General features: G+C 68.1%; 25 protein-coding genes. 6 read left to right on the top strand and 19 right to left on the bottom strand.

Features of this window, described 5'->3' with window-relative positions; translation table 11 throughout:
* Positions 1 to 41: 41 nt before the first annotated feature.
* Positions 42 to 665 carry an L-threonylcarbamoyladenylate synthase gene (locus AC10V3_RS05655; RefSeq protein WP_022534205.1) on the bottom strand — a complete coding sequence of 208 codons (624 nt, stop codon included), beginning with the start codon at positions 663 to 665 and terminating at the stop codon, positions 42 to 44.
* A 69-nt stretch (positions 666 to 734) separates the two neighbouring features.
* Positions 735 to 1,580: a 3',5'-nucleoside bisphosphate phosphatase gene (locus tag AC10V3_RS05650; protein WP_022534204.1), complete on the bottom strand. Its 846-nt coding sequence runs from the start codon at positions 1,578 to 1,580 to the stop codon at positions 735 to 737.
* A gap of 158 nt (positions 1,581 to 1,738) precedes the next feature.
* Between AC10V3_RS05650 and AC10V3_RS05645 the strand changes: the two genes are divergently transcribed.
* Positions 1,739 to 2,815, top strand: coding sequence for an NAD(P)/FAD-dependent oxidoreductase (locus tag AC10V3_RS05645; protein ID WP_490923239.1), 1,077 nt, complete (start codon positions 1,739 to 1,741; stop codon positions 2,813 to 2,815).
* 3 nt (positions 2,816 to 2,818) lie between these two features.
* On the opposite strand, the gene AC10V3_RS05640 is transcribed toward AC10V3_RS05645, so the two are convergent.
* Positions 2,819 to 3,712 carry an alpha/beta fold hydrolase gene (locus tag AC10V3_RS05640; RefSeq protein ID WP_022534202.1) on the bottom strand — a complete coding sequence of 298 codons (894 nt, stop codon included), beginning with the start codon at positions 3,710 to 3,712 and terminating at the stop codon, positions 2,819 to 2,821.
* Between the two features lie 136 nt (positions 3,713 to 3,848).
* On the opposite strand from AC10V3_RS05640, the gene AC10V3_RS05635 reads away from it, so the two are divergent.
* A complete protein-coding gene (locus tag AC10V3_RS05635) occupies positions 3,849 to 5,588 on the top strand; it encodes an acetate--CoA ligase (RefSeq protein WP_454751759.1) in 1,740 nt (579 codons plus the stop codon).
* On the opposite strand, the gene AC10V3_RS05630 is transcribed toward AC10V3_RS05635, so the two are convergent.
* Positions 5,585 to 6,439: a ferritin-like domain-containing protein gene (locus AC10V3_RS05630; RefSeq protein ID WP_490923237.1), complete on the bottom strand. Its 855-nt coding sequence runs from the start codon at positions 6,437 to 6,439 to the stop codon at positions 5,585 to 5,587. The two genes, AC10V3_RS05635 and AC10V3_RS05630, sit on opposite strands and share 4 nt — an antisense overlap.
* A 181-nt stretch (positions 6,440 to 6,620) precedes the next feature.
* On the opposite strand from AC10V3_RS05630, the gene AC10V3_RS05625 reads away from it, so the two are divergent.
* The 3 genes from AC10V3_RS05625 to AC10V3_RS05615 all read left to right on the top strand — a co-directional run bounded on the left by AC10V3_RS05625 (position 6,621) and on the right by AC10V3_RS05615 (position 8,757).
* Positions 6,621 to 7,145: a gamma carbonic anhydrase family protein gene (locus AC10V3_RS05625; protein WP_022534199.1), complete on the top strand. Its 525-nt coding sequence runs from the start codon at positions 6,621 to 6,623 to the stop codon at positions 7,143 to 7,145.
* Positions 7,146 to 7,195: 50 nt separating this feature from the next.
* The gene (gene hslO, locus AC10V3_RS05620) at positions 7,196 to 8,197 is read left to right on the top strand and encodes an Hsp33 family molecular chaperone HslO (protein ID WP_022534198.1); all 1,002 of its coding nucleotides are present in this window, start codon (positions 7,196 to 7,198) and stop codon (positions 8,195 to 8,197) included.
* A 134-nt stretch (positions 8,198 to 8,331) separates the two neighbouring features.
* The gene (locus tag AC10V3_RS05615) at positions 8,332 to 8,757 is read left to right on the top strand and encodes a hypothetical protein (protein ID WP_022534197.1); all 426 of its coding nucleotides are present in this window, start codon (positions 8,332 to 8,334) and stop codon (positions 8,755 to 8,757) included.
* Between the two features lie 65 nt (positions 8,758 to 8,822).
* Here the strand turns inward: AC10V3_RS05615 and ftsB are convergent, their stop codons facing one another.
* From ftsB to edd, 12 genes are all read right to left on the bottom strand, one after another.
* Entirely contained in the window at positions 8,823 to 9,164 is a 342-nt protein-coding gene (ftsB, locus tag AC10V3_RS05610; protein WP_022534196.1) for a cell division protein FtsB, read from the bottom strand.
* 168 nt (positions 9,165 to 9,332) lie between these two features.
* Positions 9,333 to 10,622: a phosphopyruvate hydratase gene (gene eno, locus AC10V3_RS05605; RefSeq protein WP_022534195.1), complete on the bottom strand. Its 1,290-nt coding sequence runs from the start codon at positions 10,620 to 10,622 to the stop codon at positions 9,333 to 9,335.
* Between the two features lie 98 nt (positions 10,623 to 10,720).
* The gene (locus AC10V3_RS05600) at positions 10,721 to 11,014 is read right to left on the bottom strand and encodes a DUF1330 domain-containing protein (protein WP_349609409.1); all 294 of its coding nucleotides are present in this window, start codon (positions 11,012 to 11,014) and stop codon (positions 10,721 to 10,723) included.
* Between the two features lie 82 nt (positions 11,015 to 11,096).
* On the bottom strand, positions 11,097 to 11,966 hold the full coding sequence (gene kdsA, locus AC10V3_RS05595) for a 3-deoxy-8-phosphooctulonate synthase (RefSeq protein ID WP_454751757.1): 870 nt from the start codon (positions 11,964 to 11,966) through the stop codon (positions 11,097 to 11,099).
* 26 nt (positions 11,967 to 11,992) lie between these two features.
* Complete coding sequence (pyrG, locus tag AC10V3_RS05590; RefSeq protein ID WP_349609411.1) at positions 11,993 to 13,645, bottom strand: CTP synthase; 1,653 nt, start codon at positions 13,643 to 13,645, stop codon at positions 11,993 to 11,995.
* A gap of 161 nt (positions 13,646 to 13,806) precedes the next feature.
* Positions 13,807 to 14,613 carry an alpha/beta fold hydrolase gene (locus AC10V3_RS05585; RefSeq protein ID WP_490923234.1) on the bottom strand — a complete coding sequence of 269 codons (807 nt, stop codon included), beginning with the start codon at positions 14,611 to 14,613 and terminating at the stop codon, positions 13,807 to 13,809.
* 14 nt (positions 14,614 to 14,627) lie between these two features.
* The gene (locus AC10V3_RS05580) at positions 14,628 to 15,449 is read right to left on the bottom strand and encodes a proteasome-type protease (RefSeq protein WP_022534190.1); all 822 of its coding nucleotides are present in this window, start codon (positions 15,447 to 15,449) and stop codon (positions 14,628 to 14,630) included.
* Between the two features lie 139 nt (positions 15,450 to 15,588).
* A complete protein-coding gene (locus AC10V3_RS05575; RefSeq protein ID WP_490923232.1) occupies positions 15,589 to 16,434 on the bottom strand; it encodes a transglutaminase family protein in 846 nt (281 codons plus the stop codon).
* A 58-nt stretch (positions 16,435 to 16,492) separates the two neighbouring features.
* Positions 16,493 to 17,458 carry an alpha-E domain-containing protein gene (locus AC10V3_RS05570; RefSeq protein ID WP_022534188.1) on the bottom strand — a complete coding sequence of 322 codons (966 nt, stop codon included), beginning with the start codon at positions 17,456 to 17,458 and terminating at the stop codon, positions 16,493 to 16,495.
* A 55-nt stretch (positions 17,459 to 17,513) separates the two neighbouring features.
* Positions 17,514 to 18,989 (bottom strand): circularly permuted type 2 ATP-grasp protein, encoded by a 1,476-nt coding sequence (locus tag AC10V3_RS05565; RefSeq protein ID WP_490923230.1) that lies wholly within the window; start codon positions 18,987 to 18,989, stop codon positions 17,514 to 17,516.
* Between the two features lie 298 nt (positions 18,990 to 19,287).
* Positions 19,288 to 19,794: a gluconokinase gene (locus AC10V3_RS05560; protein ID WP_490923662.1), complete on the bottom strand. Its 507-nt coding sequence runs from the start codon at positions 19,792 to 19,794 to the stop codon at positions 19,288 to 19,290.
* A 147-nt stretch (positions 19,795 to 19,941) separates the two neighbouring features.
* Entirely contained in the window at positions 19,942 to 21,849 is a 1,908-nt protein-coding gene (gene edd / locus AC10V3_RS05555) for a phosphogluconate dehydratase (protein WP_022534185.1), read from the bottom strand.
* A gap of 255 nt (positions 21,850 to 22,104) precedes the next feature.
* Between edd and AC10V3_RS05550 the strand changes: the two genes are divergently transcribed.
* Entirely contained in the window at positions 22,105 to 23,094 is a 990-nt protein-coding gene (locus AC10V3_RS05550; RefSeq protein WP_022534184.1) for a MurR/RpiR family transcriptional regulator, read from the top strand.
* A gap of 4 nt (positions 23,095 to 23,098) precedes the next feature.
* Here AC10V3_RS05550 and AC10V3_RS05545 read toward each other — a convergent pair whose 3' ends face one another.
* From AC10V3_RS05545 to AC10V3_RS05535, 3 genes are all read right to left on the bottom strand, one after another.
* Positions 23,099 to 23,392 carry a ComEC/Rec2 family competence protein gene (locus AC10V3_RS05545; protein WP_490923228.1) on the bottom strand — a complete coding sequence of 98 codons (294 nt, stop codon included), beginning with the start codon at positions 23,390 to 23,392 and terminating at the stop codon, positions 23,099 to 23,101.
* A 12-nt stretch (positions 23,393 to 23,404) separates the two neighbouring features.
* A complete protein-coding gene (locus tag AC10V3_RS05540; protein ID WP_490923226.1) occupies positions 23,405 to 25,477 on the bottom strand; it encodes a DNA internalization-related competence protein ComEC/Rec2 in 2,073 nt (690 codons plus the stop codon).
* Positions 25,478 to 25,740: 263 nt separating this feature from the next.
* A complete protein-coding gene (locus AC10V3_RS05535) occupies positions 25,741 to 26,574 on the bottom strand; it encodes a TatD family hydrolase (protein WP_022534182.1) in 834 nt (277 codons plus the stop codon).
* Between the last annotated feature and the right edge of the window lie 8 nt (positions 26,575 to 26,582).

The raw sequence follows: 26,582 nt of genomic DNA, 5'->3' as shown, positions 1-26,582 counted from the left end.
GGCGCAGGACGACGCACCTGTCGCGGCGTCCGTGGCAGCGCTCAGAGCCCGAATCGCTCCATGTCGCCGCGGCCGGCGCGCACCAGTTCGGGCTCGCCGCCGGTCAGGTCGATCACCGTGGTCGGCTGCGCCGGCGCCGGGCCGCCGCACACCACCAGGTCGAGTTGCTTTTCCAGCCGGGCGCGGATTTCCGACGGGTCGTTGAGCGGCTTCTCGTCGCCCGGCATCTGCAGCGTGGCCGAGATCAGCGGCTCGCCGGTCTCGCCCAGCAGCGCCAGCGGGATCGCATGGTCGGGCACGCGCACGCCGATGGTCTTGCGCGCCGGGTGCGAGAGCCGCCGCGGCACTTCCTTGGTCGCTTCCAGGATAAACACGTAGGGGCCCGGGGTGGCGCCCTTGATCCAGCGGTACTGCCGGTTGTCGACGCGGGCGAAGTTGCCGAGTTCGGACAGGTCGCGGCACATCAGCGTCAGGTGGTGGCGGTCGTCGATGCCGCGCAGCCGGCGCAGGCGCTCGACCGCGTGCTTGTCGTCGAGCTGGCAGGCGAGCGCGTAGCTGGAGTCGGTCGGCAGCGCGATCAGCCCGCCCTTCTGCAGGATCTGGGCGGCCTGCTTGATCAGGCGCGACTGCGGGTTGAGCGGATGGATCTCGAAGTACTGGGACATGGACCAGGTGTCGGTAACGGATGCTGACGGATCGGGGGATCGAAACGGAGGCCCATGCCGGGCGTGCGCTTACCAGTCGTGCCAGACCGGCGTGACCGACGGCGGCAGCGGCGGCAGCGCGCCCAGCTCCACCCGCCCTTCGCCGGGGCCGTGGAAGTCCGAGCCGCGCGAGGCCAGCAGCCCGTAATGGCGCGCCACATCGGCATAACGGCGGTACTGGTCCGGCGTATGGCTGCCGGTCACGACCTCGACCGCGCCGCCACCCAGTGCGGTGAATTCGTCGAACAGCGCGTCGTGCTGGGTGACGGTGTAGTTGTAGCGGCCCGGGTGCGCCATCACGGCAATGCCGCCGGCGGCGCGGATCCAGCCGATCGCGTCAGCCAGGCTGGCCCAGCGGTGGCCGACATAGCCCGGGCGGCCTTCGGACAGGTATTCGCTGAAGACATCGCCGATGGTGGTGCAACGGCCCTCGTCGACCAGCCACCGCGCAAAGTGTGTGCGCGAGATCAGGTCCGGGTTGCCCACGTACTTGAGCGCGCCTTCGAAGGCGCCGCTGATGCCGACCTTGGCCAGCGCATCGCCGATATCGCGGGCGCGGCGCGCGCGGCCGGAGCGGGTGTCGGTCAGGCCGTCGATCAGTTCGGGGCAGAACGGGTCGATCTGCAGACCGACGATATGGACGGTCTGCCCCGCCCAGGTCACCGAGATCTCCACGCCCGGGACATAGCGCATGCCGAATTCTTCCGCCGCAGCGCGCGCCTCGGCCTGGCCGGCCAGCTCGTCATGGTCGGTCAACGCCCACATCGCGACCCCCGCATCGCGGGCCAGTTGCGCCACCGCGCGGGGTGACAGCGTGCCGTCGGACACGGTGGAATGGCAGTGCAGGTCGGCGTTGAGGGCATTGGCGTTTTGCATGGCGCCATTCTACTCTTGTCGCCCCTGCTTGCGTGACGCCGGCGTGCCCTGGCAAAGCCCTGCCGGCAACGCTGGCGTCGGCGGAAACGGGCCTTGCGGGGGGTATAGTCGGGCTTTGCACCGTCTTCTTCGGGCGCCTGGTGTGCCCGCCATGCTCAATGTCCAACGACACCTCCCCCGCCGTCACCACCACCGACGTCCTGATCGTGGGCGCCGGCCCGGTCGGGCTGTTCTCCGCGTTCCAGGCCGGCGTGCTCGGCCTCAAATGTGAACTGATCGATGTACTGGACCGCGCCGGCGGCCAGTGCACCGAGCTCTACCCCGAGAAGCCGATCTACGATATCCCCGCCGTGCCGGGCTGCCTGGCGCAAGAGCTGGTGGACCGGTTGCTGGAACAGTGCGAGCCGTTTGCCTTCCCGATGCACTTCGGCCAGCGCGCCGAGAGCCTGTCCGAAATCCCGGCAGAGCCGCCGCAGGGTGGCCATCCCGCCCACCAGCGCCTGCTGGTGACCACCGACGGCGGCAAGCGCTTCGATGTCGCCGCGGTGCTGATCTGCGCGGGTGCCGGCGCCTTTGCGCCGCAGCGCGTGTCGCTGCCGGAAGCACCGGCGCTGGAAGGCCGCCACGTGCACTACGCCGTGCGCGACGTGTCGCGCTTTGCCGGCAAGCGCGTGGTGGTGGCCGGCGGCGGCGACTCGGCGCTGGACTGGGCGCTGGCGCTGCGCAAGGTGGCCGCGCGCGTAACGCTGCTGCACCGGCGCGAGGGCTTCCGCGCCGCCGATGGCACCGTCGCGGAGATGCGCGAGGCCGTGGCGGCCGGCGAGATGGATTTCGTGGTCGGCATGCTGGGCGCGCTGCGTACCACTGGGGAAGGTGGCGCGCTCACCGAAGTCGAGGTGCGTACGCGCGACGGCAGCACGGTCGTGCCCGCCGACGAACTGGTGGCGCTGTACGGCCTGGTGTCCGAACCGGGCCCGATCGCGCAGTGGGATATGGACATGCGCGCTGGCCGCATCCTGGTCGACACCACCACCTACGAAAGCTCGCGCCGCGGCATCTTTGCCGCGGGCGATATCGCCTTCTACACCAACAAGCAGAAGCTGATCCTGTCAGGCTTCCATGAAGCCGCGCTGGCGTTGCGCCGCGCCTACCACTATGCCTTCCCGGAAAAGGCACTGGTGCACGTGCACACCAGCAACAACGCCGCGCTGAAGGAAAAGCTCACGCACGCGTGAGCGTCAGCTGCAGAACGACTCGACCAGCGCCGCCACCGCGGCGGGCTGGTCGTGGTGCAGCATGTGGCCGGCATCGTCGACTACCTCTTCACGGAAATCGCGGAAGGCGCGGAAGCGCTCCTTGAACTCGGCGATGGTCTGCTTGTGGGCGATATGGCGTAGCGTGTCCGAGTCGCGCGCTTCCACGTGCAGCACCGGCGCGCTGACCTGCTCCCAGATCGCCATCACTTCGTCGACCCGGTACAGCATCGGGTTGACCAGCTTGTGCGCGGGATCGCCCAGGATCTCCCAGCGGCCGTCGGCGTTCTGGCGCGACCAGTGCGCGGCGAGGAAGGCGGCGCGGTCGTCCGGCAGGCGCGGGTTGGTCTTCTGCAGGCGTGCGGCCACACCCTCCACGCTGTCATACGTCTTCAGTCCGGCACCGGCGCGCAGTTCGTCGAGCCAGCGCGCATAGCGCCTGGGCGCGTGCTGCGGCCGCGTCGCCGTCATGCCGAAGCCCTCCAGGTCCACCACGCGGCGCACGCGCTCGGGGCGGATGCCGGCGTACAGGCAGATCACGTTGGCGCCCATGCTGTGGCCGACCAGGTCGACTTGCCCTTCGGACTGGTAATGGTCGAGCAGCGCCTCCAGGTCGGCGATGTAGTCGGCAAACCAGTACGACTGCGTGCCCGGATAGCGCGTGGGCCAGTCGGTCTCGCCAAACCCGCGCCAGTCCGGCGCGATCACGTGCCAGTCGCCACGCAGGTGGTCGACCAGGAACTGGAACGACGCGGCCACATCCATCCAGCCATGCAGCATGAACAGCTTGCGCGCGCCCGGCGTGCCCCAGTGGCGCACGTGGTAGCGCAGCCCGCGCAACGTGATAAATTCAGACCGCGAGGTTTCCTTGATTGTCATTGTCTCCACCCTTGCGTCGGGGTCTTCCTGCCGCTGACTGCGGCGCCGCGGGGGTGGCAGGGGAAGCCCGAACAAAATAGAACGATCGTTCGCTTGCGGGCATTATAGCGCCGGGCGGACCTACAGGAGACCTTGGATGGCCGCAGCTGCCTTGCCGGCAAGCCGGCGCGACGATTACCGCGCCCTGTACGAATCCTTCCGCTGGGAAATCCCCCCGCAGTTCAATATCGCCGAGGCCTGCTGCGGACGCTGGGCGCGCGATCCGGCCACCATGGACCGCATCGCCGTCTACACCGAGCACGAGGACGGCCGCCGCAATGCCCATACCTTCGCCTACATCCAGGCCGAGGCCAACCGGCTCTCGGCGGCGCTGCGCGCGCTCGGCGTGGCGCGCGGCGACCGCGTCGCGATCGTGATGCCGCAGCGGATCGAGACCGTGATCGCGCATATGGCGATCTACCAGCTCGGTGCGATCGCGATGCCGCTGTCGATGCTGTTCGGGCCCGAGGCGCTGGCCTACCGCATTGCGCACAGCGAAGCCAACGTTGCCATCGCCGACGAGACCTCGATCGACAACGTGCTGGCCGCGCGCCCGGAATGCCCGACGCTGGCCGCCGTGATCGCCGCAGGCGACGCGCACGGGCGCGGCGACCACGACTGGGACGTGCTGCTGGCCGCGCAACTGCCCACCTTCACCGCCGAGCAGACCAAGGCCGACGAGGCCGCGGTGCTGATCTACACCAGCGGCACCACCGGCCCGCCCAAGGGCGCGCTGATCCCGCACCGCGCGCTGATCGGCAACCTGACCGGCTTCGTCTGCTCGCAGAACTGGTATCCGCAGGATGACGACGTGTTCTGGAGCCCCGCCGACTGGGCCTGGACCGGCGGCCTGTGGGATGCATTGATGCCGGCGCTGTACTTCGGCAAGCCGATCGTAGGCTACCAGGGGCGCTTCTCCGCCGAGCGCGCCTTCGAGCTGCTGGAGCGCTACGCCGTCACCAGCACCTTCCTGTTCCCGACCGCGCTCAAGCAGATGATGAAGGCCTGCCCCGAGCCGCAGCAGTGCTATGCGATCAAGCTGCGCGCGCTGATGAGTGCCGGCGAGGCGGTGGGCGAGACCGTGTTCGGCTGGTGCCGCGACGCGCTGGGCGTGATCGTCAACGAGATGTTCGGCCAGACCGAGATCAACTACATCGTCGGCAACTGCACCGCACAGTACGACGATGAACGGCTGGGCTGGCCGGCGCGGCCGGGCTCGATGGGACGCCCCTACCCCGGCCACCGCGTGCAGGTGATCGACGACGAAGGCCGGCCCTGCCCGCCAGGCGAGGATGGCGAGGTCGCGGTGTGCGCGACCGATATCGCCGGGCATCCGGATCCGGTGTTCTTTCTCGGCTACTGGAAGAACGAGGCCGCGACCGAAGCCAAGTACGTCGAGCGCGACGGCCTGCGCTGGTGCCGCACCGGCGACCTGGCGCGCATCGATGCCGATGGCTATCTCTGGTACCAGGGGCGTGCGGACGATGTCTTCAAGTCCTCGGGCTACCGCATCGGGCCGAGCGAGATCGAGAACTGCCTGCTCAAGCATCCGGCGGTATCCAACTGCGCCGTGGTGCCCTCGCCCGATCCCGAGCGCGGCGCGGTGGTCAAGGCCTTCGTGGTGCTGACGCCTGCGGTGGCGCGCTCGTTCGATGGCGATGCGGCGCTGGTGGCGGAATTACAGGCGCATGTGCGTGGGCAGCTCGCGCCGTATGAATATCCGAAGGCGATCGAGTTTATCGACCAGTTGCCGATGACGACGACGGGCAAGATCCAGCGGCGGGTGTTGCGGCTGCTGGAAGAGGAGCGCGCCGAGCAGCGGCGGCAGTCGGCTTAGCCGGCAGACGCCTCCAGCCACGCCAGCTCGTCCTCGTCGAAGCCCGCCGCCCGGCGGGCTTCGAGATTGAACGGCCCGCGCAGCTTCGGCGCACGGTACTGCTCGGCCAGCTTTGCATAAGTCCCGACCGGCTCCAGCCCGCGCTGCGCGCACAGCCAGCGATACCAGTGATTGCCGATCGCCACGTGCCCGACCTCATCGCGCAGGATGATGTCGATGATGGCCGCGGCGGCATGGTCGCCCGCCCCCGCCAGCCTGGCGCGCACCGGCGGCGAGGCATCGAGCCCGCGCGCTTCCAAAGTGCGCGGCACGAGCGCCATGCGCGCCAGCACGTCGCCCGCGGTCTTGTCGGTCATCTCCCACAGGCTGTTGTGCGCCGGGAAATCGCCATAGGCCGCGCCCAGCGTGCCGAGGTGGTCGGCCAGCAGCGTGAAGTGGTACGCCTCTTCATCGGCCACGCGCAACCAGTCGCGGTAGTAGGCGGACGGCATGCCGGCAAAGCGCCATGCCGCGTCGAGCGCCAGGTTGATCGCGTTGAATTCGATATGGCACAGCGCGTGGATCATCGCCGCGCGGCCGGCGGCGGTATGGAGCGAGCGGCGCCGCTCGACGCCCTGCGGCGCCACCAACGGCGGCCGCTCGGGACGGCCCGGGATGCGGCCGGCGTCTTCGGCCTCGATCGCCTCGTCCGGGCGCAGCGCCTCATCTGGCAGCGCCATTGCCTGCCGATACAGCGCCCGCGCCGCCGCGGCCTTGGCGCGCGCATCCTTCATGCACAGCACCGCCAGCGCCTGGCGGCGTGGCGAAAGTGATGGATCAGGCAAAGCGACGGCGGGTGTTTTTTCTGGCATGGGCGTAAAATCCGGACTGCCGCCATTGTAGGGCCTCGCCGGCACCCGTCGCCGCGCAGTCCCGTGGCGCCTCGCGCGCGAGGCATCGAGCCCACTGCCGCGCCCCCCGGCGCCCGCCTCGACCCTTTAAAGTCCGGCGGCAACCCCCATTTCAACAAAAGCCTTTCGTGCAGGAGACCCCATGGCGCTTTATCAACTCGGCGACGTCAAGCCCAATATCGACAGCGATGCCTACGTGGCCCCCGAAGCCACCGTCATCGGCAACGTGACCCTCAAGTCCCGCGCCAGCGCCTGGCCCGGTGTCGTGATCCGCGGCGACAACGAACCGATCGTGGTAGGCCAGGACACCAATATCCAGGAGGGCTCCGTGCTGCACACCGATCCGGGCTGCCCGCTGACCCTGGGCGACAAGGTCTCGATCGGCCACCAGGCCATGCTGCACGGCTGCACCGTCGGCGAAGGCTCGCTGATCGGCATCCAGGCCGTGGTGCTGAACCGCGCCGTGATCGGCAAGGAGTGCCTGGTCGGCGCCGGCGCCGTGGTCACCGAGGGCAAGGTCTTCCCGGACCGCTCGCTGATCCTGGGCGCGCCGGCCAAGGTGGTGCGCCAGCTGACCGACGAAGACGTCGCCAACCTGTACCGCAACGCCGAGACCTACGCCACGCGTCAGGCCTTGTACAAGCAACAGCTCAAGCGGATCGGCTGAACCCAGTCCAGCGCCCCGCGGCAGCACTAACCGAAGCATCGACCGACATTGTGACCGATACCACCACCCCCGACACCCTGCAGAAGTTCCTGTTCGACGCGGCCCCCGTGCGCGGCGAGCTGGTGCGCATGGAAGCCACCTGGCAAGAAGTGCTGGGCCGCCACACCTACCCCGCCCCGGTCCGCCGGCTGCTGGGCGAGATGATGGCCGCCGCCGCGCTGCTGTCGGCCAACCTGAAGTTCAACGGCGCGCTGGTGATGCAGCTGCACGGCGACGGCCCGGTGCGCATGCTGGTGGTGGAGTGCCTGTCCGACCTGTCGATGCGCGCCACCGCCAAGCTGGCGGAAGGTGCCGAGATTGCCGACGACGCCACGCTGGCCGACATGGTCCACGCCCACGGCCACGGCCGCTTCGCCATCACGCTGGACCCGAAGGACAAGCTGCCGGGGCAGCAGCCGTACCAGGGCATCGTGCCGCTGGCCGACGCCCACGGCCCGCTGGCCTCGATCAGCGCGGTGCTGGAGCACTACATGCATGCCTCCGAGCAGCTCGACACGCGCCTGTGGCTGGCCGCGGACGACCACGTCGCCGCCGGCATGCTGTTGCAGAAGCTGCCTGCCTACGGTGGCACCGCGGAAGTCGGCGAAACCGGCGCGCCGCTGGCCAGCCACGCGCGTGCGCAGGACCTGGACACCTGGGACCGCGCCGTGCAACTGGGCACCACGCTCAAGGCCGACGAACTGCTGGCCGAGACCCCTGACACGCTGCTGCGCCGCCTGTTCTGGGAAGACCTGCAGGATGCCGGCCTGCGCGTGTTTGAGCCGCTGACGCCGCATTTTCACTGCTCGTGCTCTCGCCCCAAGGTGGCGGGCATGCTGCAGTCGCTGGGCCAGGACGAGATCGACAGCATCATCGCCGAGCGCGGCAATGTCGAGATCCATTGCGATTTCTGCGGCCAGCGCTACGAGTTCGACCCGGTCGACTGCGCCCAGCTGTTCTCGGCCACCCACATCGCCACCGGCGCCGGTGCCGGCGCGCACCAGCACCACTGAGCGCGGGCGCGCACGACGGCGGAACATCAGGAAGGTGCGGGGCGGCGCAACGGAAACATCCACTGCGCCGCCCGGTCCAACGGCTGTACGATTGCAGTACCTAGCTGCAGTACCTAGCGCGCCTGAGAACCACCATGTCCGCCCGTGCCTCCCACCCCCTGCAGGATTCCGGCGCCACCACCGCGACCGCCTCGCGCGGCAGGCTGCGTGGCGCTTGCTCCCTGGCGCTGGCCGGCGCCATGCTGCTGGCCGGCGGCTGCGCGGAATTGCCACGCGACGCCAACGGCTCGCCGCCGACGGCGCGGCTCGCGCCCAACACCATTCCGCCCGCCCGGCTGACGGCTGAACAGCGGCAGAAACTCGATACGCTCAACCAGGAAGTGCTGCGCGAACAGGCGGACGCCATCGCGCGCCAACAGCAGGCTGAGGCGTATGCGCGCGCGGCGTACCCCAACACGAACTGGAGCCTGTTCTACGGCGGATGGGGTGGCTGGGGCGGTGGCGTCAGCGTCGGCATGCCCGGCTACTGGGGCGGCTGGGGCTATCCGTACTGGTGGTGACGGCAGCGGGCGCAATGCCACTGCCTGGGTGTGCTTGTGAAGACGGCGGGCTCTCAGGCGCCCGCTCAGTGGCGCGCCATGCCGGCCGCGGAGTTCGGCGGCGGCGGCAGCGGGGGCGTGGCGCTGACCTTGGGTGCCGGCGCGACGAACTGTACGAACACCTCGCCTTCCTTCACCATGCCCAGCTCATAGCGGGCCCGTTCCTCGATGGCGCCGGTGCCGTCCTGCAGGTCGGCGACTTCCCCTTCCAGCTTGGCGTTACGCAGCTTGAGCGTCTGGTTGCGGGTGCCCTGCTCGGTCAGCTGCCGGTTCAGGTCCCAGACACGCAGCCAGCCACCCTTGCCCAGCCAGAGCGGATACTGGATCGCAAGCAGCAGCACGAACAACAGCAGCGAGATCAGACGCATGAAAGGTTGCGGACAAGAAATTCCGCACAATGATCTGCGAACTCAGGCCGGAAGGCAATTGCCAGGCAGATTTCGATACAAAAACGGCGGCCGGAGATCAATCCGTACCGCCGCCCTTTGCGAACCAGTACGTCATTCCCGCGCGGGCGGGAATGACGACCACAGGCCTTAGCGCAGGTTGTAGAACGCGCTCTTGCCCGGGTAGCTGGCGATATCACCCAGGTCTTCCTCGATGCGCAGCAGCTGGTTGTACTTGGCGATGCGGTCCGAGCGCGACAGCGAACCGGTCTTGATCTGGCCGGCGTTGGTGCCCACGGCGATGTCGGCAATGGTGCTGTCTTCGGTTTCGCCCGAGCGATGCGAGATCACGGCGGTGTAGCCGGCGCGCTTGGCCATCTCGATGGCGGCAAACGTTTCGGTCAGCGTGCCGATCTGGTTGATCTTGATCAGGATCGAGTTGCCGATGCCCTTCTCGATGCCTTCCTTCAGGATCTTGGTGTTGGTAACGAACAGGTCGTCGCCCACCAGCTGCACGCGCTCGCCCAGCTTCTCGGTCAGCGTCTTCCAGCCGTCCCAGTCGCCTTCGGCCATGCCGTCCTCGATCGACACGATCGGGAACTTGTCGCACAGGTTGGCCAGGTAGTCGGCGAACTGCGTCGACGACAGCTTCAGGCCTTCGCCCTCCAGCTGGTACACGCCCTCGCCTTCGTGGTAGAACTCGCTGGCGGCGCAGTCCAGCGCCAGCAGCACGTCTTCACCAGCGCGGTAGCCGGCCTTCTCGATGGCCTGCACCACGGTGTTCAGGCACTCTTCATTGGACGAGAAGTTCGGGGCGAAGCCGCCTTCGTCGCCCACCGCGGTGGACATGCCCTTGTCGGCCAGGATCTTCTTCAGCGCGTGGAAGATCTCGGCGCCGCAACGCAGGGCTTCGCGGAAGCTGGTCTGCGACACCGGCATGATCATGAATTCCTGGATATCCAGGCTGTTGTTGGCGTGTGCACCACCGTTGACGATGTTCATCATCGGCACCGGAAGCTGCATCGCGCCCGAGCCGCCGAAGTAGCGGTACAGCGGCAGGCCGGCTTCTTCAGCGGCGGCCTTGGCCACTGCCATCGACACGGCCAGCATGGCGTTAGCGCCCAAGCGGCCCTTGTTCTCGGTGCCGTCGAGGTCGATCAGGGTGCGGTCCAGGAAGGCCTGCTCGGAGGCGTCCAGGCCCATGATGGCTTCGGAGATTTCGGTGTTGATGTGCTCGACGGCCTTCAGCACGCCCTTGCCCAGGTAGCGGCTCTTGTCGCCGTCACGCAGTTCGATGGCTTCGCGCGAACCGGTGGAGGCGCCCGACGGCACGGCCGCACGGCCCATCACGCCGGATTCCAGCAGCACGTCGCATTCGACGGTGGGGTTGCCGCGCGAGTCGAGAACCTCGCGACCGATGATATCTACGATTGCACTCATGAATTCCTCTCTGACTGTTGATTCTTGCTGCTGCTGATTACTTCAACCTGTCCGCGTGGCAGGCGCATGCCATGCCTGCGGCCCGGCCTCAACCGATCTCAGGCCGCGCCTTCCACCACGATCATGTTCATCTTTGCCGCATGCTCGCGCGCCTTGCGGGCGGCGCGATAGGCTTCGCCGTCATGGAACGACTTGGCGGCGTCATAGCTGGGGAATTTCAGCACCACGACGCGCGTCGGCGCCCACTCGCCCTCCAGCGGCTCGGTCTTGCCGCCGCGTACCAGCACCTCGGCGCCATGGATCTGCATGGCCTTGCTCGAGAGCACCTTGTACTCCTCGTACTGCTGGGGGTCGGTCACGTCGACGTAGGCGATGATATAGCCCGCGGCCATGAAGTATCTCCCGATTTTTTGTATTGTCTTTCGATATGGTTTGTCACCACCGGCATTGCGGTGGTGACAAAACCGGGCCTGCTCAGGCGCAGGCCGGCCAGCCGAAATTGTCTTCCAGGAAGCCGGCGCGCTTGACCAGCGTGTCCAGGTCCTTGAGCATGGCCAGCAGTTCCTTCATGCGCGACAGCGGCACCGCGTTGGGGCCATCGGACATGGCCTTGCTCGGGTCCGGGTGCGTTTCCATGAAGAGGCCCGCCACGCCGGTGGCGACGGCGGCGCGCGACAGCACTGGCACGAACTCGCGCTGGCCGCCCGAACTGGTGCCCTGGCCGCCCGGCAGCTGCACCGAGTGGGTGGCGTCGAACACCACCGGAGCACCGGTCTCGCGCATGATCGCCAGCGAGCGCATGTCGGACACCAGGTTGTTGTAGCCGAACGAGACACCGCGTTCGCAGGCCATGAAGACGTCATCGGGCAGGCCGGCTTCGCGCGCGGCATCGCGGGCCTTGTCGATCACGTTCTTCATGTCGTGCGGCGCCAGGAACTGGCCCTTCTTGATGTTCACCGGCTTGCCGCTCTGGGCGCAGGCACGGATGAAATCAGTCTGGCGGCACAGGAAGGCCGGCGTCTGCAGCACGTCCACCACGGCGGCGACGGGCTTGATCTCGTCGATCTCGTGGATGTCGGTCAGCACCGGTACGCCGATCTCGCGCTTGACGGTCGCCAGGATCTCCAGGCCCTTTTCCATGCCCAGGCCGCGAAACGACTTGCCCGAGGAACGGTTGGCCTTGTCGAACGACGACTTGTAGATGAACGGGATACCCAGTTCAGCGGTGATGGCCTTGAGCTCGCCGGCCGTATCCAGCGCCATCTGCTCGGACTCGATCACGCACGGACCGGCGATCAGGAAGAACGGCTTGTCGAGGCCGGCCTCGAATCCACAGAGTTTCATGACAGTCTCCTGCTTGCCGCCGGGCCTCAGGCGCCCTTGCGCTGCTGGCTGGCCAGCGCGGCTTCGACGTAGGCCTTGAACAGCGGGTGGCCATCGCGCGGGGTCGAGGTGAATTCCGGGTGGAACTGCACGCCGACGAACCAGGGGTGCATCGACTCGGGCAGCTCCATCATTTCCGGCAGGTTCTCGGTCGGCGTGCGGGCCGAGATCACCATGCCGGCCTTTTCCAGCGTCGGCACGTAGTGGTTGTTGACCTCGTAGCGGTGACGGTGGCGTTCGTTGACCTCGGCGCCGTAGATGGTGCCGGCCTTGGTGCCTTCTTTGACCGGCACGCGCTGGGCGCCCAGGCGCATGGTGCCGCCTAGGTCGGAATCGGCCGAGCGCTGCTCGACCTTGCCTTCGCGGTCCACCCACTCGGTGATCAGCGCGACCACCGGGTGCTCGGTTTCGAGGTTGAACTCGGTCGAGTTGGCGTCACCCATGCCGGCCAGGTGGCGGGCAAACTCGATCACAGCCAGCTGCATGCCCAGGCAGATGCCCAGGTACGGGATCTTGTTCTCGCGGGCGTACTGGATCGCGCGGATCTTGCCTTCCGTGCCGCGCTTGCCGAAGCCGCCCGGCACCAGGATGGCGTCCAGCGGGGCCAGCACTTCGAGGTGCCCCGATTCCAGCTCTTCGGAATCGATGTACTCGATGTTGACGCGCGTGGCGGTGTGCATGCCGGCGTGGCGCAGCGCCTCGATCAGCGACTTGTACGACTCGGTCAGGTCGACGTACTTGCCGACCATGCCGATGGTGATTTCGTGCTCGGGATTTTCCTGCGCTTTGACCAGCTTCTGCCACATCGACAGGTCGGCCGGCCTCGGATCCAGGCGCAGCTCCTCGCAGATCAGGCGGTCCAGGCCCTGCTCGTTGAGCATCTGCGGGATCTTGTAGATGCTGTCCGCGTCCCACACCGAAATCACGGCGTCTTGCGGGATATTGGCGAACAGCGAGATCTTGGCGCGCTCGTCGTCCGGGATCGGGCGGTCGGCGCGGCACAGCAGCGCGGTCGGCGAGATGCCGATTTCACGCAGCTTCTGCACCGAGTGCTGGGTCGGCTTGGTCTTCAGCTCGCCGGCGCTGGCGATGAACGGCACCAGCGTCAGGTGCACGAAGGCGCAGTGGTTGCGGCCCATGCGCAGGCTCATCTGGCGCGCGGCTTCCAGGAACGGCAGAGACTCGATGTCACCCACGGTCCCGCCGATTTCCACCAGCGCAACGTCGGCCTTGCCGTCGTGCGACGCGGCCGCGCCCTTCTCGATGAAGGCCTGGATCTCGTTGGTGATATGCGGGATCACCTGCACGGTCTTGCCCAGGTATTCGCCGCGGCGCTCCTTGCGGATCACCGATTCGTAGATCTGGCCGGTGGTGAAGTTGTTCGACTTGCGCATCTTGGCCGAGACGAAACGCTCGTAGTGGCCGAGATCCAAGTCGGTTTCCGCACCGTCTTCCGTGACAAACACCTCACCATGCTGGAAGGGGCTCATCGTGCCGGGATCGACGTTGATGTAGGGATCTAGCTTGAGGAGGGTGACTTTGAGGCCGCGCGACTCAAGAATGGCCGCGAGCGAAGCAGCAGCGATGCCCTTGCCGAGAGAAGAGACGACGCCACCGGTGACGAAGACGAATTTGGTCATAAACCGAGCTTGCCGGGGAAATCGGGATTATACATGAGAGCCCGATCCCCGCCGACCCGGAAATTGTGACATCGCCCCTCTTCAGCGGGGCTGCGGCGGCGTTGCAAACGGCCGCAAACGGGGGTTCAGCCGTCCTGCGGCGCATGCGCCGCCTGGGGGGGTCAGCGTCCGTCGCGGCGCATCGCCCCGATCAGGTCCTGTACCAGCTGCGCGGTCTCCAGCGGCCGCTCCATCGGGTACAGGTGGCCGCCCTCGATAAAGCGCAGGTTCGGCCCCACCAGCTTGCGGGTAGCCCCCAACCCGGCCTGGCGGACTTCGCGCGAGCGCGTGCCGGCGACGAATCCCACCGGCACCGGCGCGCCGCGCGACACCTTGCGCCCCAGGCCGGTGGGCAGCGTGCGGTAGATCCAGTACTCGACTTCGCGATTGAAGCGCAACCGGCGCTCCTTGTCCTTGCCGGTGGGCTCGGTGCCGTGGATGGCGTAGTCGCGCAGCACTTCCTCGTCCCACACCGCGAAGTTCGGCTTGGAGCGGAAGTGCTCCCACACCGCCTCGGCATCGGGCCAGTGGGTGCGGCGGTTCTTGGTCACCGCGGCCGGACCCGGTTTCTCGTCCACGCCCAGCCATTGCGCGGTCTTCAGCAACGAAGCGCGCCAGCCGGCGATGATCGGCGAATCCAGCATCACCACGCCGCGCACCTGCCCGGGGCGGCGCAGCGCCGCCATCAGCGACAGGAAGCCGCCCAGCGAATGCCCCACCAGCCAGACCGGCTCATGGTACTGGCGGTCGATCTCGCCCAGCAGCTCCTCCACCAGGTGCGGCCAGCCGCGCGTGACCGGGAACTGGGGCTTGTGTCCATAGCGGTCCACCGCGCGGAACTCGAAGTCGTCTTCCAGCTCCGCGAACAGCTTGCGGTAGGTGGTCACCGGGAAGCCGTTGGCATGGGAAAAATGGATGATCTCGCGCATCGCCGCTCCGCCGCCTATTCCTGGGTGCGCGCAGGATTGCGCCTGGCGCGTACCGGCTGGCCCCAGCAGTCCGGCTCGCCGGCGCGCGCCAGAGGGAATTCCGCCGGCTCGGTGGGATTCCATTCCGGGTTCTGGATCTCGCCGAAGACCTGGCGCAGGCGGTGCCCCCAGGTGTCGCGGATCATGCGGAAGTAGGTGTTGCGCTCGTCGATGTTGACGAAGCGCGTGACGCGCAGCGAATCGGCCTCGTAGACCAGCAGGTCCAGCGGCAGCCCGACCGAGATATTGGACTTGAGGGTCGAGTCCATCGAGATCAGCGCGCATTTGGCGGCCTCGCCCAGCGGCAGCGACGGGTGCACCACGCGGTCGATGATGGGCTTGCCGTACTTGGCCTCGCCGATCTGGAAGTAGCAGTTCTCGGGCGTGGCCTCGACAAAGTTGCCGGCCGCGTAGATGTTGAACAGCCGCACCCGCTCGCCGCGGATCTGGCCGCCGAAGACCAGGCTGACATTGAATTCGATGCCGGCGTCGCGCAATGCGTGCGCATCGCGCTTGTGCACCTGGCGCACGGCCTCGCCGACGATGGAGGCGGCCTCGAACATGTCGCGCGCGGTCCACAGCGAACGCTTCTCGTCATGGTTCTCGGCCAGGATCTGGCGCACCGACTGGCTGATGGCCAGGTTGCCGGCGGTCAGCAGCACCATCACGCGGTCGCCGGGTTCCTCGAACACCGTCATCTTGCGCGCCGTCGAAATGGCGTCTACTCCGGCATTGGTGCGGGAGTCGGACAGGAATACCAGGCCGGCATCCAGCCGCATGGCTACACAATACGTCATGGTCTTGTTGTGTTGTTCTTCACGGCGGCCCCTGAAGGGTTCGACGGGGGCCGGTGGGCTGCATTACCCCGGATTCTAGCGCCGGTGCCTCGGCATCGGGCCCTGTCTGGAATCAAGCACCTAATTGGCACAACTGCGCTCAGTCCTCGGCCGGAAGTGGCGTGATACTGACATTTACCTCCAGCGTTTCGCCGGAGCCTCCCTCAAGAATGCCCCGGACTGGTGCGGCGGACTGGTAGTCGCGCCCCACCGCAAGGCGCACATGGCGCTCATCGGTCACGCATCCGTGCGTGACGTCAATACTGCACCACAGTTCGCGTTCGGCATCCAGGCTTACATCCGCCCAGGCATGGCTCGCCATTTCGGTGGCGGCCGGATCGTAGAAGTATCCGCTCACATAGCGCGCCGGGATGCCCAGCGCCCGGCACGCCGCCACCATCACCTGCGCCTGGTCCTGGCACACGCCGCTGCCCAGGCTGAAGGCCTCGGCCGCCGAGGTGCCGACATCGGTGGTATTGGGCTTGTAGCGCACCCGCTCGGCAATGCCCTGGGCCAGCGCCAGCAGCGCCGGGATGTCATGGCCGGCGGTCAGGAACGGCGCGGCGAACGCCTGCATTTCCGGTGGCGCCGTGGTCAGCGGCGTGCTGCCGAGGAAGTACAGCGGCGACACCCGCGACTCGCCGGGGGGCGGCACATCGCAGAACGCGTGATGGCCGTCGCGGTCGAGGTCGCCATGCGGCGGCAGGACTTCCACCTCACCGCTGGCCTCGATGGAGATGGTGCTGGTGGGCCCGGCGACGGTGAAGTTGTGCACGATATTGCCGAAGCCGTCGCGTGCCGCCGACGGGTTGCCGGGCGTGGCCAGTTGCCAGCGGTGCACGGTCTGCAGCGGGCCCGAGCGCGGCTCGAGCCGCACCTCGTGCACGCTGCGGCGCACCGGCTCGGCGTAGCGGTAGACAGTATGGTGGTGGATCTTGTATTTCACGGTATCAGGGCGCGGCGCGGCGGCGGCAGCACATGGTGGCGCCGCCGGCAGGCCCACGTCAGGCCGCCTGCAGCGGCACAAGGAAGTCCCGGCTGATGCCATTGCCGAGATCGCCGATGCGCTCCAGGAAGCTGGTCAGGTACGCATGCAGGCCGACGGCAAAGATATCGTCGATCCGCGCGTACTTCAGGTCGGCGTGGAGTTTACCAGCCTGGCGCTCGGTTTCCGCCGACTGCTGGTTGTGCACCGTGCCGAGGATCGCCACAACCTCGTCCATGCTCGATACTAGCGAGCGCGGCATGTCCGGACGCAGGATCAGCAGCTCGGCCACGCGCTGCGGCGTGATCACCGCACGATAGACCTTGCGGTAGACCTCGAAGCCCGATACCGAGCGCAGCACCGCGGCCCAGTGGTAGAAGTCGTTCTGGTCGCGGCTGGGGTCGCGGTGAACGTCGCTGTCGTCGCTGGCCGAGGCCTGGAACTTGACGTCGAGGATCCGCGCGGTGTTGTCGGCGCGCTCCAGGAAGGTGCCCAGCCGCATGAAGTGGAAGGCGTCATCCTTGAGCATGGTGCCGAACTGCACGCCGCGCGCCAGGTGCGAGCGGAACTTGACCCACTCGAAGAACGCCGACGGGTCCTCCTTCAACACGCCGTCTGCGATCATGCGCTGCACCTCCAGCCAGGTGGTGTTGACCGTCTCCCATACCTCGGTGGTCAGCGAGCCGCGCACCGCGCGCGCATTCTCGCGCGCCGCGCGCAGGCAACTCATGATCGACGAGGCGTTGGTCATGTCGCGCACCATGAAGTCGATCACGTCGTCGCGCGACAGCAGCCCGTACTTGTGGTCGAAGGCTTGCGTCAGCTCGGAGATATCGAGCATGGCCCACCAGCCCTGCTCGGCCACCTCGGCCGATTGCGGCAACAGCGAGGTCTGATAGTTGACGTCGAGCATGCGGGCGGTGTTCTCCGCGCGCTCGGTATAGCGGGCCATCCAGAACAGGTGGTCGGCGGTACGGCTCAGCATATCGACTCTCCTCGCATGGCGGCGGCAGTGTTCATCACGTGGTTGGTTGTCGTCGTCATCGTTCCAGCACCCAGGTATCCTTGGTGCCGCCCCCTTGCGAGGAATTGACCACCAGCGAGCCTTCGCGCAGCGCCACGCGGGTCAGCCCGCCGGGCACCATGCGCACTTCCTTGCCCGACAGCACGAACGGCCGCAGGTCGATATGGCGCGGCGCGATGCCGGCCTCCACATAGGTCGGGCAGGTCGACAGCGCCAGCGTCGGCTGCGCGATGTACTGCTCCGGCCGCGACTTCACCACCTCGCGGAAAGCGTCGATCTCCGCGCGCGTGGCGGCCGGCCCCACCAGCATGCCGTAGCCGCCGGCACCGTGGGTTTCCTTCACCACCAGTTCGTCCATGTGGTCCATCACGTACTGCAGGTCGTCCGGGCGCCGGCACATATAGGTCGGCACGTTGCTGAGGATGGCCTCCTCGCCCAGGTAGAAGCGGATCATGTCCGGCACGTACGGATAGATCGACTTGTCGTCGGCCACGCCGGTTCCGATCGCATTGCAGATGGTCACGTTGCCGGCACGGTAGACCGACAGCAGCCCCGCCGCGCCCAGCGCGGAATCGGGCCGGAACACCAGCGGATCGAGGAAGTCGTCGTCGACGCGGCGGTAGATCACGTCGATGCGCTGCGGGCCCTGCGTGGTGCGCATGAACAGGTGGTCGTCCTCGACGAAGAGGTCGCTGCCTTCCACCAGCTCCACCCCCATCTGCTGTGCCAGGAAGGCATGCTCGAAGTAGGCCGAGTTGTACATGCCGGGGGTCAGCACCACCACGGTGGGATCGGCGATGGCCTGCGGCGAGACGCCACGCAGCATGTCGAGCAGCAGGTCCGGGTAGTGCGCCACCGGCGCCACACGGTTGCGAGCGAACAAGTCCGGGAACAACCGCATCATCATCTTGCGGTTTTCCAGCATGTACGACACGCCCGAAGGCACGCGCAGGTTGTCTTCCAGCACGTAGAACTCGCCCTCGCCGGCGCGCACCACGTCGATGCCGGCCACATGGGCGTAGATGTCGCGCGGCACGTCGACGCCGAGCATCTCGGGCCGGTACTGGGCGTTGTTGTAGATCTGGTCGGGCGGGATCACGCCGGCGCGGATGATGTCCTGGCCGTGGTAGATGTCGTGGATAAAGCGGTTCAGCGCCGCCACGCGCTGGCGCAGGCCTTTTTCCAGCAGCGCCCACTCGCTGGCCGGGAAGATGCGCGGGATCACGTCGAACGGGATGGTGCGCTCGGTGCCGCTGTTGGCTTCGTCCTTGTCGCCGTAGACGGCAAAGGTAATCCCCACGCGCCGGAAGATCAGGTCCGCCTCTGCGCGCTTGTTGTCCATGGTGCTTTCAGACTGCCGCGCCAGCCAGTCCGCGAAATGCCGGTAGTGTTGACGCACCGCACTTTCGGGCAATGCCTGTCCTGCCTGGATGACCTTGGGCGCCCCGTCGGTGCGCCAGTCCAGCATCTCGTCGAAATACCGCCCCGCCATGATGGCCGTTCCTCCATGTCGCGGGCTTCCGGTGCCGCCACTTCCTCGCTGCTACCGGCGCCCTGGTTTTGCCCTGGCTGTCCTGCCCCAAGCCCGCCGCCGCTGCCCGTTCGGGGGTGCCGCGGCGATGCTGTCGAGTCACTGGCCCTTTCAGCATACTTGTGCCGGCGAAAGCCGCAAGCTGGCAGACGCTGGCCGGCACGGAAAGTGAACTAGCAAGATGTCTGCCAGCGCACGTAAAAAACGGCCGCCAGCGAGGCTGGCGGCCGTTTGGAGCCCGGGAGGATCGGTGCAGCCCTCAGCGCGTCGCGCCGGCGCCCTGCGCTGTGTTGGCCTGCAGAATCGTGTCCACCAGCGCCTCGGGGGACTGGCGGATATCGAGCACCAGCGCGTCGCGCGGTTCCTCGAGGGTATCGAGCTGGCTCTGCAGCAGGTCCGGGTTAAAGAAGTGCTCGGTACGCTCGGACAGGCGCTGGCCGATCAGCGACGCATCGCCCTTCATGAAGACGAAGGTCACGCCGCCGTCGGGCGGCGTCAGCCGGTCACGGTACACCTGGCGCAGCGCCGAGCAGGTGAACACGTGCGTGCGGCCTTCGGCGCGAGCCGCGTCGATGGCCGCACGCATCGCCGCCAGCCAGGGCCAGCGGTCCTCGTCGGTGAGCGGGATGCCCGCGTGCATCTTGGCCTTGTTGGCTTCACCGTGGAACGCGTCGGCGTCTTGGAAGCCGCAGCCAAGGCGCTGCGCCAGCATCTGGCCGACCGTGGTCTTGCCGCTGCCGGAAACGCCCATCAGGATATAGATCATGTCTGCTCCGTCGGTCTTGGTATCGGATGGTGTGGCCATCCTTGTCGGTCCTTGTCCAGCCTGACGTCCTTGCGGCGACGCAAAGGCGTCCGGGGGCGCTGCCGCCCCGCTGGAAACTTCAGGGGGAAAAATCGGCCTCTGGCCTGGCTATTGTGCGACGGTTTGCTCCGCGGCGGCAGGCTTGCTGCCGCTTGCGCCGGCTTTGGCAACCGCGGCGGCATCCGCCTCGGACAGGTCGAGTGCGCTGCCGCCCTCTTCCGCGATGCGGGCATGGCGCCGGAACAGGCCGAACAAGCCCCGCCCCAGGCTGAACTGCGCAAAATCGTCGGCCGGCGCCGCGGCCAGCTCCCGCGCCGCGAACGCGGCCTCGTCGCCCAGCCATTGCAGCGTGCCGGCAACGGCGTCCACGCGGACGCGGTCGCCGTCGCGCACGCGCGCCAGCGGACCACCGGCGAGCGCTTCCGGACCGACGTGGATCACCGCCGGCACCTTGCCCGACGCGCCGGACATGCGGCCGTCGGTCACCAGCGCCACCTTGTGGCCGGCGTCCTGCAGCGCGCCCAGCACGGGCGTCAGCCGGTGCAACTCGGGCATGCCGTTGGCGTTGGGGCCCTGGAAGCGGACCACCGCGACCACGTCGCCGGTCAGCTCGCCGGCATCGAAGGCAGCCTGCAGCCCTTCCTGCGCATCGAACACCCGCACCGGCGCCTCGACCACGCGGTGCTCCGGCGCGACCGCGGACACCTTGATCACGCCGCGGCCCAGGTTGCCCTGCATCAGCCGCAGCCCGCCCTCGGGCGAGAACGGCGCCGCGGCGCTGGCCACCACCTGCTCGTCGCCGGTTTGCGCCGCGCCGTCGCGCCAGCGCAGCACGCCGTCGGTCATCACCGGCTCCTGCGTGTAGCGCGCCAGGCCGGGGCCGGCCACGGTCTGCACGTCCTCGTGCAGCAGCCCGGCCTGCAACAGCTCGCGAATGACCAGGCCGGCGCCGCCGGCGGCGTGGAAGTGGTTCACGTCAGCCGAGCCGTTCGGGTAGACGCGCGCCAGCAGCGGCGTGATGCGCGACAGGCGATCGAAGTCGTTCCAGTCGATCACGATCCCGGCCGCGCGCGCCATCGCCACCAGGTGGATGGTGTGGTTGGTGGAGCCGCCGGTGGCCAGCAGGCCGACCATCGCGTTGGCGATCGCGTGCTCGTCGACGATGCGCGCCAGCGGCAGGTATTGGTCGCCACGCGCACGCAGTTCGATGGCCCGCTGCGCCGCGGCGGCCGTCAGCGCGTCGCGCAGGCCGCTGTCCGGGTGCACGAAGGCCGCGCCCGGCAGGTGCAGGCCCATGATTTCCATCAGGAACTGGTTGCTGTTGGCGGTGCCGTAGAAGGTGCAGGTGCCGGCGCCGTGGTAGGCCTGGCATTCGGCCTCGAGCAGCGCGTCGCGGCCCACCTGGCCGGTGGCATAGAGCTGGCGCACGCGCGCCTTTTCCTTGTTGGACAGGCCGGTGGCCATCGGCCCCGCCGGCACGAACACCATCGGCAGGTGGCCGAACTGGAGTGCGCCCATCAGCAGGCCCGGCACGATCTTGTCGCATACGCCCAGCATCAGCGCCGCGTCAAAGGTGTTGTGCGACAGTGCGACCGCGGTGCCCATGGCGATCGCGTCGCGCGAGAACAGCGACAGCTCCATGCCCGGATTGCCTTGCGTGATGCCGTCGCACATCGCCGGCACGCCGCCTGCCACCTGCGCCACCGCACCGACCGCGCGCGCCGCTTCGCGGATCACGCCGGGATAGCGCTCGTAGGGCTGGTGCGCCGACAGCATGTCGTTGTAGGCGGTGACGATGCCCAGGTTGGGCGCATGATCGACGCGCAGCTTGAGCTTGTCATTGGCCGGCAGCGCGGCAAAGCCATGGGCCAGGTTAGCGCATGACATGCCGCGCAGCGGACCCAGCTCGGCCTGCGCGCGCTCGCAGCGGGCAAGGTAGGCGGCGCGGCTGGCGCGGCTGCGTTCGACGATTTGTTCGGTGACGGCCAGAAGCTCGGCATGGACGGCGATGGGCATGGCGGAGACGTTCCTTGTGGGCTTGGCGACGGCGCAGCATGCGCTGTGCCATCGTATGTAGAATTTCTACATTATACCGATCGAGAGCGTGCCGTCGACGGGGTCATGCGTCACAATTGCGCATCCGTACACGGAGAATGCACGGAATACGGGCAAACCCTGACTGCGCACCCTGCCGGGTTTCGGGCAAGATGCCGCGCCAATCCATGTAGAATATCTACATATCTCCTACCCGCTTGCTAACACCCCGCCGCCATGCGCGACCGAATCCTTGCCGTCTACGACACGCTCCGCCCTTCCGAACGCCGCCTGGCGGACTACGTCGCCAGGCACGGCGCCGCCGTGATCCGGCTGTCGATGCCCGAGCTGGCCGAGCGCGCCGGCGTGTCGCAGCCGACCATCGCGCGCTTCTGCGCGGCGCTGGGGTATGATGGCTTTCGCGAATTCAAGCTGCAGTTTGCGCAAAACGTCGGCGGCGGCACGCCCTTCGTGCACCAGGACGTGGAGGCGCACGACCGCCCTGCCGATATCGCCGGCAAAGTCTTCGACCGCACCATCGCCACGCTGATGAGTGTGCGCAATGCGCTGTCGGCCGACCAGATCGAACATGGCATCCAACTGCTGGCCAGCGCGCGCCGCATCGAGTTCTATGGCTGCGGCAACTCCGGCATCGTCGCGCTGGATATCCAGCACAAGTTCTTCCGCCTGGGCATGCCGACCGTGGCCTACTCCGACCCGCACGTGTTCAGCATGTCGGCAGCGCTGCTCGGCCCTGGCGACGTGGCCGTGCTGGTCTCGAACAGCGGCCGCACCTGGGACATGCTGACCGCCGCCACGCTGGCGCGCAGCAGCGGCGCCAGCGTGCTGGCCATCACCCACAGTGGCTCGCCGCTGGCGCGGCTGGCCGACGTGTGCGTGTTCTCGGACGTCGAGGAAGACAGCGAGGTCTATACGCCGATGACCTCGCGCATCAGCCACCTGGTGCTGGGCGACGTGCTGGCCGCCGGCGTGGCGCTGGAGCGCGCGGATACGGTCGCGGCCGGCCTGCAGCGCGCCAAGGCACATCTGCGCGAACGGCGCATCGCCGGCGCCGAGCCGGCACGGGCGGTACCGCCCGCCAAAGGCCGCGCAAGGCCGGCGACTGCGCCCACGGAAGACCCGGCAGATCCGGCTGCCGCAGCGCCACCACGCAAGCGCGATACCGCGCAGCCCACTACCCGCACGCGCCGCGGCAAGGCCGGCTGACCGGCTAGCGCGGCGCCAGCGGCCGCGCCCGCCAGTAGCGTGGCTCAGCCTGCCGAAACATGGACAGCACATAGCCCGCCGGCGACGTCGTCATGGTCACCGCCCCGGTTTCGTCGGTGCGATAGCGCAGGATGCCGGCGCGGCCGTAGCGCTCCCACACGTCTGCCTGCGGGTGGCGATAGCGGTTGGCATAGCCGAGCTGGAACACCGCCGCGTGCGGTCGCACCGCGTCCAGCCAGGCCGCACCGGAGGACGTGCCGCTGCCATGGTGCGCTACCACCAGCACGTCGGCTCGCAACGCGGCGCCAGGCTAGCGCTCGATCAACGCGCGCTCTTCCGCCAGTCCGATATCGCCGGTCAGCAGCAGGCTGTGCCGCGCCGTGTCCACGCGCAGCACACAGCTGCGCGCATTGCTGGCGACCACGGCACGCTGAGCATGCCCGGCAAGCGGATGCAGCACCGCGAAGCGCACGCCGTCCCACGCCCATTGCTGGCCTGCCGCACACGGCCCACAGTCCTCGCGCTCTGGCCCGAGCAGCGCGTGCCCTGCCGGCGCCCCGGTGCTGCGCGCGACCTCCGCCACCGCAGCGGACACGTCCGCCACACCGCCAGCATGGTCGGCATCCTCATGGCTGACCATCAGGTGATCGAGCCGCCCAATGCCCGCGCCGCGCAACAGCGGCACGACCACCTGCGCCCCGGCACTCGATCCCGATGCATAGCCGGGTCCGGCGTCGTACAGCAGCGCATGCGAGCGCGTCTGCACCAGCACGGCGGTGCCCTGCCCCACGTCCAGCACCACCGCCCGAAACTCGCCATGCGGCACCGGCGGGCCGCGTGCCAGCACCATCGGCAACATCAGCAGGCCGCCGTGCAGGCGCACCCGAGCCGTCGCGGCCGGCGCAACCAGCAGTGCCACGCCCATCGCCGCCAGCAGCAGCACAGGTCCGGCGCTGGCCGCCTCCCACATCGCCCACGGCAAGGCGGACAGCCACGCCAGCGCCGCAGCCAGCCACACCATTGCCTGGTGCGCGACCACCAGCACGGGCACGGCAAGCGCCAGCGGCAAGGCCGCCGCCAGCAGGGACAGTGGCGTCACCAGCAGGCTCACGACCGGGATCGCCACCGCATTGGCGAACGGGGATACCACCGACACCTGCCGGAACAGCAGCAGCGTCAGCGGCACCAGCCCGATGGTCACGGCCCATTGGGTGTGCGCCGCGGCGGCCAGCGTCGCCCGCAAGCGTTGCCAACGTCCATCCTGCACGGCATCGCGCCCGGGCCGCGCGGCGAAGAAGATCACCGCCACCGCACCAAAGGACAGCCAGAAGCCCGGCGACATCACCGCCCACGGATCCAGCAGCAACGCCACCAGCGCCGCCCAGGCCAGCACCACCGATGCCGGCGGCGCGCGTGCGCCCCAGACCGCAATCGCCGCCACGCACAGCATCGCCACAGTACGCAGCGCCGGAATCTGCATGCCGGCCAGCAGCCCATAAGTCAGCGCACTGGCCACCGCAGCCACCAGCGCCGCCTGACGGGCCGGCAGCCACAGCGGCAACGGCCGGCGCAGCCAGCGGCCGAGACCGAACGAGTGCCGCCACAACAGCGCCGCCGCCGACGCCACCATGCCGGCAATCATGGTGATATGCAGCCCCGAAATGGCGACCAGGTGGCTGATGCCCGTGCGCCGGAACAGCTGCCAGTCGTCGGCCTCGATGCCGCGCTGGTCGCCGATCACCAGCGCGACTAGCACGGCGCCGAAGCGGGCATCGGGTGGCAGTGCCGCGCGCAGGTGGTCGCGCATGGCGGCGCGTTGGGCTTGGATGCGCCATGCGAGGCGTTCGCCGGTCGCATCCTGCGGCGGCCCTTGCGCGCGGCGCACATAGCCGGTGGCGCCATAGCCCAGCGCCAGCAGCCAGTAGGCGTAGTCGAAGCCAAAGGGATTAGCGAGCCCGCGCGGACGCCGCCGGCGTACGGTCAGCGTGAAGCGTTGACCCGGGCGCAGGTCGGGCGGCGCGCCGCGCCAGTTGACGATCAGGCGGGTGGGCAATTGCACGTTTGCTCCGGCATGCTCGACGGTGAAGGCAAAGCGGGTCCCGGCAGTGGTCTCCGCCGGCAGGCCAGACACCACGCCGCGCACGTCGAGATCGCGCGATTCCAGCGTCGCGGGCAGCCAGTCGCGCATGCGCAGGTCAGCGCGCCAGGCGGTCCAACTGAACGCGGCGGCGAATGCCAGGCTGGCGAGCGCCAGGCTGCGAAGTGCGGGATGCAGCCGCCAGCCACGCATGATCATGCCGATAGCGAGCAGTGCTAGCACGAGTGCGGTCGCGCGCAAGGCATGCGGCGCCGGCAGCTTGCCTGCTGCTGCAGTGTCCAGCATCCTGCGACGAAGGCCAGCACGAATCTGCGCACCACCATGCTCCTGTGTGTTTCGCACAGTGAGGGTTGTACCGCCGCGGCGGGGCTGGATGGTTGTCAGGCTGTCAGGAGGGAGTGAAGATGTGTGACTGGCATCTGTATGGCATGCCAGTGATCGGGATGTGGTGAGGTACTTTACTTCCAGCGCCTGCCCTCACCCCCGGCCCTACTCCCGCAGGCGGGAGAGGGGAGCAAACCACCGGCGTGCGATGGGCTCCCTGCGCTTCAGCCCAATCGCGGCGCCATGCTCTCGGCAAACGCCGACAGCCGCGGCAACGCGTCCACGGCATTGCGCCATGTCGCCTGCGCCAGCGTGGGCGCATCGATGCCGCGCAGCTCGCCCATCACGCGCGCCACGCCCGCAACCTCCGCCGGCGTATTACGGAACTTGTGCTGCTCGCCGAACTGGTCGTCCGACAGCCATGCCGGGGCAATGTCGGGCGCATCGGTTTCCAGCACCAGCGCCTCCAGCGGCAACTCCGCCGCCAGCCGGCGGATCTGCCGCGCGCGGCTGAACGTGACGTTGCCGCCAAAGCCCAGCTTCATCCCCTGCTCGACAAAACGCCGCGCCTGCTCGTTGCTGCCGTTGAACGCATGCGCAATGCCGCGCTTGACGCCCAGCTTGCGCAGTTGCGCGCCGACCTGGTCCTGCGACTTGCGCACATGCAGCAGCACCGGCAGGTCGAACTCGCGCGCGATCTTCAGTTGCTCGGCGTAGAGCCAGGTCTGGTGTTCGGCATCGAGCCCGGCCACGAAGAAATCGAGCCCGATCTCGCCGATGCCGACAAAACGCGGATCGCCCATGCTGGCCGCAACTTCGCGCCGCAGCGTGTCCACATCGGCCTGGCCCGCCCCGGGCGAGCACAGCGGGTGGATGCCGAGCGCATAGACGCAGCGCGCATCCTGCCGCGACAGCGCGCGCACGGCCTCGAAATTCCACACCGCCACCGCCGGCACCACGATGCCGCGCACACCGGCGGCTTCGGCCGCATCGGCCACCTGGCGGCGGTCGGCGTCGAACTCGCTGGCGTCGAGGTGGCAATGGGTGTCGATCCACATGGGCGGGC

The sequence above is a fragment of the Cupriavidus sp. PB-02 genome, from assembly GCF_058252315.1.
Note: the sequence above shows the minus strand (reverse complement) of the source record. Positions and strands in the feature narration are given on the sequence as shown.

Coding starts and splice junctions, on each gene's coding strand:
- AC10V3_RS05640 (WP_022534202.1), bottom strand. CDS start 3,712: ATGACAATCAAGGAAACCTCGCGGTCTGAATTTATCACGTTGCGCGGG.
- ftsB (WP_022534196.1), bottom strand. CDS start 9,164: ATGCGTCTGATCTCGCTGCTGTTGTTCGTGCTGCTGCTTGCGATCCAG.
- AC10V3_RS05540 (WP_490923226.1), bottom strand. CDS start 25,477: ATGCTGGACACTGCAGCAGCAGGCAAGCTGCCGGCGCCGCATGCCTTG.
- AC10V3_RS05585 (WP_490923234.1), bottom strand. CDS start 14,613: ATGCGCGAGATCATCCATTTTTCCCATGCCAACGGCTTCCCGGTGACC.
- AC10V3_RS05625 (WP_022534199.1), top strand. CDS start 6,621: ATGGCGCTTTATCAACTCGGCGACGTCAAGCCCAATATCGACAGCGAT.
- AC10V3_RS05630 (WP_490923237.1), bottom strand. CDS start 6,439: ATGCCAGAAAAAACACCCGCCGTCGCTTTGCCTGATCCATCACTTTCG.
- AC10V3_RS05650 (WP_022534204.1), bottom strand. CDS start 1,580: ATGCAAAACGCCAATGCCCTCAACGCCGACCTGCACTGCCATTCCACC.
- AC10V3_RS05615 (WP_022534197.1), top strand. CDS start 8,332: ATGTCCGCCCGTGCCTCCCACCCCCTGCAGGATTCCGGCGCCACCACC.
- kdsA (WP_454751757.1), bottom strand. CDS start 11,966: ATGAAACTCTGTGGATTCGAGGCCGGCCTCGACAAGCCGTTCTTCCTG.
- AC10V3_RS05645 (WP_490923239.1), top strand. CDS start 1,739: ATGTCCAACGACACCTCCCCCGCCGTCACCACCACCGACGTCCTGATC.
- AC10V3_RS05550 (WP_022534184.1), top strand. CDS start 22,105: ATGCGCGACCGAATCCTTGCCGTCTACGACACGCTCCGCCCTTCCGAA.
- AC10V3_RS05655 (WP_022534205.1), bottom strand. CDS start 665: ATGTCCCAGTACTTCGAGATCCATCCGCTCAACCCGCAGTCGCGCCTG.
- AC10V3_RS05560 (WP_490923662.1), bottom strand. CDS start 19,794: ATGATCTATATCCTGATGGGCGTTTCCGGCAGCGGCAAGACCACGGTC.
- eno (WP_022534195.1), bottom strand. CDS start 10,622: ATGAGTGCAATCGTAGATATCATCGGTCGCGAGGTTCTCGACTCGCGC.
- AC10V3_RS05635 (WP_454751759.1), top strand. CDS start 3,849: ATGGCCGCAGCTGCCTTGCCGGCAAGCCGGCGCGACGATTACCGCGCC.
- AC10V3_RS05580 (WP_022534190.1), bottom strand. CDS start 15,449: ATGACGTATTGTGTAGCCATGCGGCTGGATGCCGGCCTGGTATTCCTG.
- pyrG (WP_349609411.1), bottom strand. CDS start 13,645: ATGACCAAATTCGTCTTCGTCACCGGTGGCGTCGTCTCTTCTCTCGGC.
- AC10V3_RS05570 (WP_022534188.1), bottom strand. CDS start 17,458: ATGCTGAGCCGTACCGCCGACCACCTGTTCTGGATGGCCCGCTATACC.
- edd (WP_022534185.1), bottom strand. CDS start 21,849: ATGCCCATCGCCGTCCATGCCGAGCTTCTGGCCGTCACCGAACAAATC.
- AC10V3_RS05600 (WP_349609409.1), bottom strand. CDS start 11,014: ATGGCCGCGGGCTATATCATCGCCTACGTCGACGTGACCGACCCCCAG.
- AC10V3_RS05535 (WP_022534182.1), bottom strand. CDS start 26,574: ATGTGGATCGACACCCATTGCCACCTCGACGCCAGCGAGTTCGACGCC.
- AC10V3_RS05565 (WP_490923230.1), bottom strand. CDS start 18,989: ATGGCGGGGCGGTATTTCGACGAGATGCTGGACTGGCGCACCGACGGG.